The organism is Cupriavidus plantarum (assembly GCF_905397285.1).
GTDB lineage: Bacteria > Pseudomonadota > Gammaproteobacteria > Burkholderiales > Burkholderiaceae > Cupriavidus > Cupriavidus plantarum.
Genome location: NZ_CAJPUX010000012.1, coordinates 18,223 through 30,777, shown reverse-complemented (window position 1 = coordinate 30,777; position 12,555 = coordinate 18,223). Strand labels below are relative to the sequence as shown.

Here is a 12,555-nt window from a genome sequence, read left to right as displayed (position 1 = left end):
AACATGAACGAGGCCGACGACGGCGTCTGCCGTCTGCGCGCGGTGGTGGCGACTTACCGGTCGGCATTGGAGGGGGCGGCATTGCAGGCGTTCACGCTTGCGGTATCGCCCGCCGAGTTGATGCGCCTGCGCGGCGACCCGGCGCCCGGAGCGCCGGATCCGCAGTTGGTGCGCCTGCGCGACGCCGTGGTCGTGGGCGGCCTCGCGCTGCCCAGCGCCATCGTGGTGGCGGTGGCCGGCGGCCGCATGCAATGCGAGTCCGATCATCTCTATCGGCTAGAGATACGGCCCAATGCGGGGGACGCGTTGATGGTGCTCGACGGTCATGACCGGCTCGAGCAACTGGCGCAAGGTGAGCGTGCGCATTTCAAGACGCTCGTGACCGCCGTACTGTGTCATACGGTCATTGAAGGCGCGGTATCTCAGCGCACAACATTGAACGCTGCGGCGGGCGTTGGGACGGAAGTCGTGCCCTATGCCGCGGCTTACCAGACGTCGTCCACGTCGCGGAGCAAGTGGCCCGCGAGGATGTAGTCGCCCAGGCGCGTTGCCTTGGCTTCGAGTTCCACCAGTTCGTGATCGGCCAGCGTGCCGAGATCGAACTGGCAATATAAATTGCGCTGCCGGAAGGTAGTCTTCGGCGTCGCCAGACCTTCGATCAGCGCTTCGCGCGATCGCACCGCAATGCTCTCCTGCCCGCGGTATTGCACCTTGATGCCGCGCTTCTCGCCGAGCCGGCCCAATTCGACGGCATCCTGCCAGCCCGTCTCGTAGTCGAGCTCCACCGCCAGCACCGCCGCGCCGACATTGCCGGCACCCACGCTGTCCACTCCATTTCCCGAGGCCAGGAATCGCAACGCCTCTGCCTTGCTGCCCGCCCGCATGATCGACATCCACCCCTCTTGTCTTAACGAATACTGTACAAATATACAGTGATCGACGTGGACTCACAAGCACCACATCGGTGAGGTGCCGCCATCCATCCGTATTTCAAGAGCAGGGTAGCGCCGCGATGGGTCACAGCTATGTGCCACAGCAGACAGCGCTTTCGAAAAAGCACGCCCGCGGTGATTCGACGCCACCCATGACGTGAGGGCGGCGTCAGGGTCTGACATCGGTGCGGGCAGGCTCCGGCACTGCCGACGCCGCCTGGACACCGCCCGGGGCGGGCGCGGCCGGTGCCGGCGACGAAAAATCGCCGGCGTAGGCCCGCGTGATCGTGCCCGGCGACAGATACCGGCGAATGGCATCGTTGACGGCTGCCGGCGTGGCCGCCCGGACGCGCTCGTCAATCTCGGCGGTGAACGCCATCGTGCGGCCGAGGTAAAGCTGCGTCGCGAGCGTACCGGCCAGCGAACCGTCGCGCGAGCGGGCGACGGTGGCTTGCTGCAGCAGGCCGCTCTGCGCTTCGGCCAGTTCGCTCGCGGTAATGCCGTCTCGCACGAAGCGCGACAGTTCATCGTCCAGCGCGCGACGCAGGCGGTCGAGATTCTGCGGCGCATAGACCGCGTACATGCCGAAACGTCCCGCGCGATCGAGCGAGCCCACCTGCAGGTAGCTCGACGCGCCATAGCTGATGCCGTCCTGCTGCCGCAGCCGATCGGCCATGCGGCTGCGCATGCCGGTGCCACCGAACACGCGGCTTGCAATCATCAGCAGCGGATAGTCGGGCGAGTCCGTCAGCAGATCCAGCGGTTGCGTGGCCATGTACACCGCGTTGGCCATGCCCGGCGTCTCGAGCGTGAAGCTGGCGGCCGGAATCGCGATGAAGGGACGGTCGACGCGCGCGAAGGGGACTTCCGAACGCCAGTCGCTGAACAGGAACACGGCCTGTCGCACCGCTTCCTCCGCATCGAAATCGCCGACGAGCGCCAGCTGCGCATGGTCGGCGCCATAAAACCGCGCGTGGAAGTCGCGCGCATCGGCGGACGTCACCGCGCGCAGCTCGGCGAGGCTCTCGTCGAAGGTGGGCGTGTACCGCGGATCCTCCACCGGATATGGATTGCCGTGACGGCCGATCGCATTCGGCGCGAGCGCGTTGGGCTGGCTGCGCTGGCTCTCGATGCCCGCGATCGAACTCGCGCGCAGCGTCTCGAACTCGTTGGCGGGGAAGGTCGGCATGCGTAACACGGTGCGCAGCAAGGCCAGCAGGTCAGGCAGATACTGGCGTCGCGTCTCGAACGAGACCGTCAGGCTCTCGGCACCGCCGGAGATCGACACATTGGCCTTGAGGGCCTCGAGCCGGTCAGCGATATGCTGCCGGTCGAACGCGCCCGCGCCGCGGCGCAGCATGCCGGCGGTCAGCGTGCCCACGGCGCGTTTGCCCTGCAGCGCCTCCGGATTGCCAAAGCGCAGGACCAGCGTGCCATTCACGGCTTCCCCGCGCGTGGGCTTCGGCAGCAACGCCAGCTGCATGCCGTTGGCGAGCGTCTGCCGCGTGGTGTGGGCATCGATGTTTGCCGGGCTCGGGTCGAAAGTGGCCACGGCGGCGGCGGCCGGTTTGCCCCGATAGTCCCGCGTCATCGCGGCCACGTCGGGTGTCGCGGGCATCGCGGCGAGTTGCGGCTTGTCGCCGGGCAGGAACTGGCCCACGGTCCGGTTGGCGGGCCGCAGATAGTTCACCGCCACGCGCTGCACGTCTTCCAGCGTCGCGGTTTCCACGCGGTCGCGCGCGATGAAGAACAGCCGCCAGTCGCCCTTGGCGATGGCTTCCGACAACGCCACGCCATAGCGCGCCGGATCGTTGAGGATGTGCTCGTAGGCGTTGCGCATGCGGATGCGCGCGCGCTCCAGTTCTTCCGCCGTGACGGGCCGCGCCGCGACGCCTTCCACTTCGGCCAGCAGCGCCGCGCGCAGCGGCTCGATCGGCCGATCCTTGCTCGTTCCCGCCGCGAACATCATCACGCCGGGGTCGAAACGCGCCTCGAGAGACGAACTTTGCCACGCGGCCTTGCGCGTCTGCACCAGCGATTGCTCGAGCCGCCCGCCCGGCGTGTCGGCGAGCACGACGGACAGCAGCCCCAGCGCCGTGCTGTCCGGATGCGCGCCCGGAGCGACGTGGTATTGCACGGCGACGATGCTGCTGTCGCCCGGCCGCGTGAGCGTGAGCTCGCGCGCGCCTTCCTGCGGCGGTTCCACCGTATGCTCGGGCGGGAGCACACGTGTCGGCCGTGGAATCGCGCCGAACGCCTGCTCGATGCGCGCGAGCGTCCGCGTGGGATCGAACTGCCCCGTCACCACGAGTACCGCGTTGTCCGGCTGGTAGTAACGGCGATAGAACGCGCGCAGGTTCTCGATGCCCACGTGCTCCACATCGCTGCGCGCGCCGATCGGCGCCTTGCCATAGTTGTGCCAGCGATAGGCCGCCGCGCTCATCTGCTGCATCAGCATGCGCATCGGATTGTTCTCGCCGATTTCCATCTCGTTGCGCACGACCGTCATTTCGCTGTCGAGGTCCGCGCGCGCGATCACGCTGTTCACCATGCGGTCCGCTTCCATGCGCAGCGCCCAGTCGAGGTTGTCCTCGCTATATGCGAACGTCTCGAAGTAATTGGTACGGTCCTGCGCGGTCGTGCCGTTGGACGTCATGCCGCGCCGCGCGAATTCCGTCGGGATCGTGCGGCCGGGCAGCGACGGCGTGCCTTTGAACAGCAGATGTTCGAGCAGATGCGCCATGCCCGTCTCGCCGTAGTTCTCGTGCCGGCTGCCGACGAGGTAGGTCACGTTCACCGTGGTCGTCGGCTGTGCGGCGTCGGGCGCCAGCAGGATGCGCAGACCGTTCGCCAGCCGGTATTCCGTGATGCCCTCCACCTCGGTGACGCGGGTGGCGGCGGCCACCGGTGCGGCGCTCACGGGCGCCACGGCGGTGGCACCCCGCGGTTGCGCAAGCGCGAGCGTGGAAGCCGCCGTCAATGCGGCGGCCAGCATCAGGGTGAAACGAGGCAGCATGAAGTCTCCCGCGGCGGGCAACGATGTGAGCCCGATTCTAGCCGCCGCCGGGGCGGGCAGGGGCGACATCAGGGCGCGGCGCCGAACATTTCGTGGAATGGAGGAGAATGTCCGATTCCAGCGCATTGCATCGCACTTCGCGCGCTACGATGGCCGCATGAAACTTGATCCCGATACCTGCTACCGCGCCGTGGCGTCGCATGACCGCCGCTTCGATGGTCGGTTCTTCGTCGGCGTGTCCTCCACGGGCGTCTACTGCCGGCCGGTCTGCGCCGTGCGCACGCCGCGGCGGGAGAACTGCTCGTTCTACGAGACCGCGGCGGCGGCCGAGAAGCATGGCTACCGCCCGTGCCTGCGCTGCCGCCCCGAACTCGCGCCCGGGCATGGCCTGGCCGATATCTCGGGGCGCCTCGCGCAGGCGGCCGCCACGCTGATCGATGAAGGCTTCATGGCAGACGGCGGCGTGGCCCAGCTGGCGGCGCGCATCGGCGTGACGGAACGCCATCTGCGGCGCCTGTTCGATGCGGAATTCGGCGTGTCGGTGCTCGAATACGCCCAGACGCAACGGCTGCTGCTGGCCAAGCGCCTGCTGACGGACACCGCCATGCCCGTGACGGAGGTCGCCCATGCGGCCGGTTTCGGCAGCGTGCGACGGTTCAACGATGTCCTGAAGACGCGCTATGGCCTGACCCCGCTCGCGATGCGCAAGCGCGCGGCCGACGGCATGGCGGACCGCCTCGTATTCGAGCTCGGCTACCGGCCCCCGTATGCATGGGACGCACTGATGGGGTTCCTCGGCACGCGCGCGGTCGAGGGCGTGGAACATCTGCACGGCGACGCGTACCTGCGCACCATCGCGGTGGAGAGCGCGGGGCGGCTGCACGCCGGCTGGGTGCGGATCGAGCACGTGCCGCACCGATCGGTGCTGCGCGTCACGCTGTCCGCGTCGCTCGCCCATGCGATTCCGCAGGCGCTGGGCAAGGTCCGGCGGCTGTGCGACCTGGGCTGCCGTCCCGACGTGGTGGACCGCCATCTCGGTGAGCTGGCGGACGCGGAGCAAGGCGGCGTGCCCGGTATCCGCCTGCCCGGCACGTTCGACGGGCTCGAGATCGCCGTGCGCGCGATCGTGGGACAACTGATCTCGGTCGTGCATGCGCGGCGCATCCTCGCACGGTTAGTGGCCATCGCCGGCGAACCGCTGCCCGCGGAAGCGGCCGCCGCGCCCCTGACGCGCGCTTTCCCCTCGGCCGCCGCGCTGGCCGCGCTCTCCGACGACGCCTACCGGGAAGCCGGCGTGCCCCCGGGGAAGATCCGAGCCATCCGCGCGCTGGCCGCGCAGGTCGCGTCCCATGCGCTGCAGCTCGATCCGCAGGCCCCGCCCGAGGAAACCGTCGCCGCACTGCGGGCGCTGCCGGGCATCGGCGACTGGACCGCGCAGTACATCGCCATGCGCGCGCTCGGCTGGCCAGACGCGTTCCCCGCCACCGATTACGCGTTGCGCAAGGTGCTCGGCGTGGAAAGCACGCGCGAAGCCAACGCCCTCGCCGCCCGATGGGCCCCGTGGCGGGCCTATGCCGCCATCCACCTGTGGTACCGGTACGAGCAACGCAAGCTGCAGACCGCCACGGCCGACGACATCATCGAGGAGCAAGCATGACCACGTATCGCATCGTAGAGAGCCCGCTGGGCGACGTTCTGCTGCGCACGACGGACGGCGCCTTGACAGGCCTGTTCTTCTCGGGCCAGAAGTATTTCCCGCCCGGCATCGACACCGCGGCCCATGCCGGCAACGGCCCCGCCGCCGACACCCGCGTCCTGGCCCAGACCGCCGAAGAACTGCAAGCCTACTTCGCCGGCACGCTGCAGGCGTTCTCGGTCCCCGTGCAGTTCACTGGCAGCGCGTTTCAGCGTGAAGTCTGGCAAGCGCTGCGCGCGATCGCGTTCGGCGGCACGGTGTCGTACGGCCAGCTAGCCGCGACGCTGGGTTTGCCGCCCTCGCACGCCCGCGCGGTGGGCGGCGCGGTCGGACGCAATCCGCTTTCGGTGATCGTGCCGTGTCATCGCGTGCTCGGCGCCAGCGGCGCGCTGACAGGCTACGCCGGCGGCGTGGATCGCAAACGCGCGCTGCTTGGCCTCGAAGGTGCCCCCTTCGGACTGGCGTCCTGACGCGCGCCGCAAGCCTTGTGACCCCAGCTTGCGACGCTAGTCTTGCGACTATTTCTCGCCCTCGAAACACCCGAAGCGCTCGCCGCGGACCTGCTGGCCACGCTCCCCGCGCTTCCCGCGCATGGCGGCCTGCGGCCCGTGCCGGCCGCCCAATGCCACCTGACGCTGCGCTTCCTTGGCGAATGCGATGCGGACAGCGCCGCGCGCATCGTCACGGCGATGGCCACGCTGGCACCGAGGGAGATTGTGCTGACGGTGCAAGGCACCGGCCGCTTTCGTCCCCGGCAGGGCGCCGTCCTTTGGGCGGGGCTTGCACCCAATGCCGCGCTGGACGCCTTGCGGCAGGACGTGGACGTGGCGCTCGCCATGGCCGGCGTCGCGGCGGACACCCGCCCGTTCAAGCCTCACCTCACACTCGCGCGATGCGGTCCGGCCGTGCCGGAAGCCGTCCAGCGGCAGTGGCTGTCACGAACCGCCGCGCTGGCTGCGCCCGCCTGGCAGGCGCAGCGCGTCGTGCTGTTCGAGAGCCAGCTGCATGCCACGGGCGCCGTGCACCGGATCCACGCGACGAGTGCACTGCACAACGGATAAAACGCTGACACAAGCCCGTGTCACGCGGGGGTGACAAGATGGCCGCTTTCGGCGCCGGCTGTGCATTTCCCGCTACCCCTCGTTAGTCTGTGACTCAAGTTATGCAACATTTTGCCGAAGGCCAAGGCAAGCGCTTGCGCCGCGCCGTCCGCCACGCGTACCATGCCGCGTTGGTCGCTAACCTGCTCTTTGCGGCGCAATCCCCATACCGACGTAGCGCATTTCCGTAGCGTAATACCATGAGCCTCCGAGATTCCCGCGGGTCCGACCCGGCACAAGCCCTTCCCCAGGTTCCCCAGGTGGACGGCGACCAAGACCAAGATCAAGAGGCGTCGCACTCGGACGAACGCTACCGCCTGACGCATGTCTCGCAGATCGGCACCGTGCTGCGCGACCTGGCGTGGCAGAAATGCCTGCTGAGCGTGCGTTCGCGAAACGGATCGGAGATCGTCACGTCGATCCTGCATGTCGATCCGGCCCAGCGTACGTTCGTCTTCGACTGGTGCCGCGCCGACGGCGAGCGCCAGTCGCTGATGGCCTCCGACCAGAACGCATTCTCGGGCCTGCTGCGTGGCGTGCCCGTGAACTTCATCGTCGGCACCCCGGGCGCCACACGCTTCGAGGGCGGCCCCGCGTTTATCGCCGATTTTCCGGAGAAGCTCTATCACTTCCAGCGCCGCCGCCATTTCCGCGCGCGCACGCTGCTGACGAAGGGCTACCGCTGCGAGATCCGCGTGCAGGATGGCTCGGACACGCGCGTCATGCAGATGGATATCGCCGACCTGTCCCTGTCCGGCGTGGGTCTGCGCTCTCGCGCCGTGGGCGCCGAACTGCTGCCGGTGGGCACCACGGCCAAGCGTTGCCTGCTGGATTTTGGCGAACTCGGCCGCCTGGAGCTGGACATGCAAGTGGTGGGCCACTGGATGGTGGGCTACGACGACAACACCGTCCACCACTACGGGTGCGCGTTCCTGAATCCGGACGGGCGCATGGAGAACTTCCTCCAGCGCCTCGTCTTCGCGCTGGAGCTGGCCGCTCGCGGTTAAGACCGCCTCAGGGCCACTTTCAGGGCCACTTCAGCTGGCGATCAGCTTGCCGATGGCCGCGGCTGCTTCGCGCATTGGCGACAGCAGCCGCGCGATCATTTCCCCTTCCGACACCCGCGTCGCCTTGACGCTCACACTGACGGCGGCCACCACGGCGCCCGACAGCGCGCGCACCGGCACCGCAATCGCGCGGAGGCCGGGCTCCAGTTCCTCGTCGATCAGCACGTAGTCCACCTCCCGCGCACGCGCGAACACGGCCTCGAGGTCGGCGCGCGACACCTTGGTCTGCAGCGTCCGCGGACGCAGTTCGGCATGCTCGAAGAATGCTTCCAGCACCGCGTCGGGCTGATGGGCCAGCAGGAGCCGCCCGATCGACGTGCAATAGGCCGGCAAACGGCTGCCCATGCCTAGCGAATGCGTGAGCACGCGCTGCACTTCGGACCGCACGAGGTACAGGATGTCGGTGCCGTCGAGGATGGCCAGTGCCGACGTTTCGTGGATGCGTGTGCTGAGCGCGTCGAGAATCGGCTGCGCGGCCGAGACCAGCGACGTCGAGGAAAAGTACGCATGGCCGAGGTGCAGCACCCGCGGACGCAGCGCGAAGTGCCCATCCTGCTGGCTCACATACCCAAGTTGCTCGAGCGTATAGAGGCACCGGCGCACGGACGCCCGCGAGAGCTGCGTGCGCTGCGCGACCTGGGAGATCGTGAGCGGGCGTTTGCGTTCGGAAAAGGCCTCCAGCACCGTCAGGCCGCGCGCGAGCGATAGCATGAAATTCGGGTCGCCGGCAAAGCCGGTCAGCAGGTCCGAAGGCGGACGGGCGGCGCGCACGGTATCGGCGTGCGCGGTCTGGAGGCGGATCGGATTGGGGGCGTCCATCGGAAATGCGTGACCTGGAGCGTTCGATAATCGCGCATCTTAACGTCTTGCGAAACGCCATCGCCCCTTCACGCAAAAAAAATGTCGCCGCTGGTGCGCATGGGGGATGCCATGCAGGCGGCGACTTTGGGAAGGATGCCGTTCAAGACGGGGGTCTCGGCGACAGGCAAAGTATAGGTACCTCCAAAGAGACATTACATACAACTTCGGTGGGGTAGGCTCTCCTGCACATCGCGCGCGCGAGTTGTCACGGTTTCCCGAGGAACAGGTAGTACGCGTACTGTCCGCTCGACGTGCGCCCATACCCGAGATAGAGCGGCCCGACGGGACTGTCGAGTCCGAGGAACACCGCCGCCGACTTCAGCAGCCCCGTCGGGCTGCCCGCAACGAGTGGCGAGCCGACCCGCCCGGCCTCGAGCGAAACGCCCGCGTAGACCCCCTCCAGCAGCCGCTGCCGGAACAGCTTGTTGTAATAGACCAGCCGCCCGAACTGGATGTTGCCCCCCATCAGTTGCCCGGTGCTGAAGCCCGACTGCTGGAGAAAGCCGCCCCACTGGAACAGGTCGTATTTCGGGAGCGGCGGTCCCACATTGCCGCCGAACCGAAAGCCGAGGTTGAACGTGTGGGGGCCGAACGACTCGACGTAGGTCCCGGTCAGTTCCGCCTTGGTGTAGGTGGTGGCCGCGCCCAGACCCGCCTGCGAGCCATAGACCGTGAGCGTGGCGCCATAGCCGTCACGCGGAAAATTGAGGCTGTCGAGCTGATCGACGAGCAGGCGGCCCGTGACCGCGCGCCGCTCGATGCCGCCCGTCCCCGGATCGAGCGAGCTGGGGCCCGTGCTGAGCGTCGCGTTCTCGTGCCCGACCAGCAGACCGAGCCTCGCCTCGCCGTATTTCGTGAACTGGCTGCCGATATCGAGCGCCGCGTCGACGCGGCGCACGTCGTAGGCGGCCACCCGCGTGTCGCCGTCGAAGATATTGATCGTGCGCCGCTGGAGCTCGACGCGCGGGGCGATGAAGAACAACTGACGCGCATCGAGCGGCTGATAAAACTCGCTGGTAATGCTCGACGTCTGGCCCAGCTGCACGTCCGTCCGCCATTCGGCGCCGAGCTGGTTCAGCCACGTGCGCCGATAGCTCGCGAGGACATTGAAGTAGGCATCGCCGCGGAAGTCCGAACTGAGGCCGAGCCCGAAGCGCAGATAGTTGGGCCCATATGATTTCTCGATCGCGTCCACGGCGAGGATGCGTTTGCCGGGCTCCTCGAGAAAGCGGTAGTTGATGTGCTCGAAATCGCCAGTGCCGAACAGGCGGCGCACGTCGCGGTCGAGGGCTTCCTGCCCGATGGGCGCTTCAGGCTTCGTTTCCATCGTGGCGTACACAAAGTCCGGACTCACGCGCTCCAGCGGCGCGAGGCGGATCTCGTCCACCGGCCGCAGGTCCGGTGGCGGTAGCGCCTGCTGCGACGCGCGCAGCTGCGCGTACGCATCGGGTGGCAGCGAGAGCGCGGACAACCGGTCGGCGACCTGCCGCGCGGCCGCTTCGCCGATCGGGATGGTCTTGGGCAAATGATCGAAATCGCCGGCGGAAAATTCGCCGAGCTGGGGCTCGATCAGAATGTCCGTGGGCCGCAGCGCGGCTAGCGACGCGCGCACGTTCTGCTCGGTGAGGATGTTCAGCATCTGGCTCGTCACGCCAAGTAGCGAGGTGAGGCTCTCGCGTTTCATCAACGGCGTGCCGAGGTTGACGGCGATGACGATATCCGCGCCCATGGCGCGCGCGACATCGACGGGCAGATTGTCCGTCAGGCCGCCATCGACAAGCAGCTTGCCCTGGTATTCCAGCGGCGCCACCGCGCCGGGCACCGACATGCTCGCGCGCATGACGTTGGCGAGTTCTCCCTTGCTGAAGACGACGGCGGTTCCCGTGACCAGATCGGTCGCCACGGCACGGTAGGGAATCGGCAAGCGGTCGAAGTCCCGGTAACCGGGCACGTTCGCAAGCTTGCGTAGCACCGTTTCGAGCTGCACGCCGGATACCGCGCCTTTCGGCAGCAGCAGGCCGTCCCCTCGTACCCCGATCTCGGGCGTGAACAGGTTGGTCTGGTCGTCGAGCTTGCGGCGCACCGCCAGGTCCTGGCGCGGGGGCCGTTCCTTGAACAAGGCGTCGGTCGAGATACTGGCGACCAGCGTTTCCATGGCCGGCACGGTCATGCCTGCCGCATAGGCGCCGCCGACGAGCGCCCCCATGCTCGTGCCCGCGATGCAGTCCACCGGCACGCGCAGGGTCTCCAGCACCCGCAGCACGCCGATATGCGCGGCCCCCCGGGCGCCGCCGCCCGATAGGACAAGGCATACGCGCGGGCGGCCGAGCGCGGGCCGCACGTCCGGCGGAAGCGCGTCCGCCGCAACGGCGCCCTTCACGGCCAGCCAAGGCAGCAGCATTGTTGCCAGCAGTGTCCAGACCGTGGATGCGTGCATGAACGGCTCGCCCGATAGCGGAGAAGTCACGGAGACGTCCGAGACGCCTCGGATTAGGCTAGCAGCGCGATGCGCGCTTGGATGGGGCCGGCCGGGCCCATCGAAACAATTCAGCACGGACACCGGAAGCGTGCATATCGGCGCAGGAATATACTGACGCCGTGTCTGCGAATGAAGACTTTCCCGTGTCAATGAACGAAGAAGACGATCCCCGTCCGATGCCCCCCGAGCGTCCGGGCGACAACGAGTGCTGCGGGAGCGGCTGCGATCCCTGCGTATTCGATTTCTACGCCGACGAGATGGACCGGTACCGGCAGGAACTCAAGGCGTGGGAAACCCGCCAGGCGGTCCGCGAGAGCAAGGCCGGCGCGTGAGTGCGTTGCTCGATTTCGTGCTGCGGTATCCGCGGCTGTTCGTGCTGACGGGCGCGGGAATCAGCACGGATTCCGGCATTCCCGGCTATCGCGACGAACGTGGGCAGTGGCAGCGCTCCGCGCCGACGACGCTGCAGGCGTTCGTCGGCTCCCATGCGGCGCGCCAGCGCTACTGGGCCCGCAGCATGCTCGGCTGGCCGATCGCCGCCCACGCGCAACCTAACGTCAGTCATCACGTGGTGGCAGGCCTTGGCGCGCAGGACCGGTTGTCCGCGCTCGTGACGCAGAACGTGGACGGTCTGCATCAGCGCGCGGGCAGCCCCGATGTCGTCGAGTTGCACGGCAGCCTGCGCGGCGTGGTCTGCATGTCCTGCGGCACGTGGTACGAACGCGCCGGTGTCCAGCAATGGCTCTGGGACCAGAATGCCGCGCTGCGCGACATCATCGCGAATCCGCTGGCCGATGGCGACGTCGAGCTCGAGACGCCGCTGTTCGCCGAATTCCGCGTGCCGGTCTGCGAGCGTTGCGAGGGCATGCTGAAGCCGGATGTGGTGTTTTTCGGCGAGTCGGTGCCGCTCGAACGCGTCGACCGCGCCCGCGACGGCCTCGCTCGCGCCGATGCGATGCTGGTCATCGGGTCGTCGCTCACGGTGCGCTCCGGCTATCGCTTCGCGCTCTGGGCGAGCGAAACCGGCAAGCCCGTCGCGGCGCTCAATCTCGGCGTGACCCGCGCGGACCCGTTGCTATCGCTCAAGGTGGATGCGCCGATCGCACCGGCGATGGAGGCGCTCGCCGCGGCGCTGCGCATCGACATCCCGGCGGCATCCGCCTAGCGCCGGTTTTCCCTCGTTGACGGGCGCGAATGCCGGGCGTAGTATCGGCGCGTTGCGCCTTGCATTCATTGCGCACTTCACTTTCCACACCGCCAGATTCTTCACTACCGCCACATGTCGCCGTCCTTCGCCTTCGCTCAGGTCGTTGTCCGTCCGGTCTCCGGTCGGGCGCAGCCGTGGGCGCATGCGCGTGACGCACGTCGTGGTGTCGTACGTCCTGTCGAGGCCGTGGTGGCTGG

At 67.9% G+C, this 12,555-nt stretch carries 11 protein-coding genes; 7 read left to right on the top strand and 4 right to left on the bottom strand.

Features of this window, described 5'->3' with window-relative positions:
• The first annotated feature begins 3 nt into the window (after positions 1-3).
• Entirely contained in the window at positions 4-534 is a 531-nt protein-coding gene (locus KHP16_RS26460; protein WP_211961457.1) for a hypothetical protein, read from the top strand.
• On the opposite strand, the gene KHP16_RS26455 is transcribed toward KHP16_RS26460, so the two are convergent.
• Together KHP16_RS26455 and KHP16_RS26450 are read right to left on the bottom strand one after the other, a co-directional pair.
• The gene (locus tag KHP16_RS26455; RefSeq protein WP_109584838.1) at positions 486-893 is read right to left on the bottom strand and encodes a PHA-granule associated protein 4; all 408 of its coding nucleotides are present in this window, start codon (positions 891-893) and stop codon (positions 486-488) included. The genes KHP16_RS26460 and KHP16_RS26455 overlap by 49 nt on opposite strands.
• Positions 894-1,101: 208 nt before the next feature.
• Positions 1,102-3,948, bottom strand: a complete 2,847-nt coding sequence (locus KHP16_RS26450; RefSeq protein WP_244836052.1) for a M16 family metallopeptidase — start codon at positions 3,946-3,948, stop codon at positions 1,102-1,104.
• A 157-nt stretch (positions 3,949-4,105) separates the two neighbouring features.
• Here KHP16_RS26450 and KHP16_RS26445 point away from each other — a divergent pair, with 157 nt between their 5' ends.
• The 4 genes from KHP16_RS26445 (at position 4,106) to KHP16_RS26430 (ending at position 7,751) form a co-directional block, all read left to right on the top strand.
• Positions 4,106-5,605, top strand: coding sequence for a DNA-3-methyladenine glycosylase 2 family protein (locus KHP16_RS26445; RefSeq protein ID WP_211961456.1), 1,500 nt, complete (start codon positions 4,106-4,108; stop codon positions 5,603-5,605).
• Positions 5,602-6,114: a methylated-DNA--[protein]-cysteine S-methyltransferase gene (locus tag KHP16_RS26440; RefSeq protein WP_211961455.1), complete on the top strand. Its 513-nt coding sequence runs from the start codon at positions 5,602-5,604 to the stop codon at positions 6,112-6,114. Before KHP16_RS26445 ends, KHP16_RS26440 begins: the two co-directional genes overlap by 4 nt.
• Before the next feature lie 42 nt (positions 6,115-6,156).
• Positions 6,157-6,705 (top strand): RNA 2',3'-cyclic phosphodiesterase, encoded by a 549-nt coding sequence (gene thpR, locus KHP16_RS26435; RefSeq protein ID WP_179594443.1) that lies wholly within the window; start codon positions 6,157-6,159, stop codon positions 6,703-6,705.
• A 239-nt stretch (positions 6,706-6,944) separates the two neighbouring features.
• Positions 6,945-7,751 carry a flagellar brake protein gene (locus KHP16_RS26430; protein WP_109584841.1) on the top strand — a complete coding sequence of 269 codons (807 nt, stop codon included), beginning with the start codon at positions 6,945-6,947 and terminating at the stop codon, positions 7,749-7,751.
• Between the two features lie 30 nt (positions 7,752-7,781).
• Here KHP16_RS26430 and KHP16_RS26425 read toward each other — a convergent pair whose 3' ends face one another.
• Positions 7,782-8,630 (bottom strand): IclR family transcriptional regulator domain-containing protein, encoded by an 849-nt coding sequence (locus KHP16_RS26425; RefSeq protein WP_109584842.1) that lies wholly within the window; start codon positions 8,628-8,630, stop codon positions 7,782-7,784.
• A 247-nt stretch (positions 8,631-8,877) separates the two neighbouring features.
• Positions 8,878-11,073, bottom strand: a complete 2,196-nt coding sequence (locus KHP16_RS26420; protein WP_373561974.1) for a patatin-like phospholipase family protein — start codon at positions 11,071-11,073, stop codon at positions 8,878-8,880.
• A 227-nt stretch (positions 11,074-11,300) separates the two neighbouring features.
• Between KHP16_RS26420 and KHP16_RS26415 the strand changes: the two genes are divergently transcribed.
• Positions 11,301-11,483: an oxidoreductase-like domain-containing protein gene (locus tag KHP16_RS26415; RefSeq protein ID WP_244214831.1), complete on the top strand. Its 183-nt coding sequence runs from the start codon at positions 11,301-11,303 to the stop codon at positions 11,481-11,483.
• On the top strand, positions 11,438-12,316 hold the full coding sequence (locus KHP16_RS26410; protein WP_244214832.1) for an NAD-dependent protein deacetylase: 879 nt from the start codon (positions 11,438-11,440) through the stop codon (positions 12,314-12,316). The genes KHP16_RS26415 and KHP16_RS26410 overlap by 46 nt, the downstream gene beginning before the upstream one ends.
• Positions 12,317-12,555 lie beyond the last annotated feature (239 nt).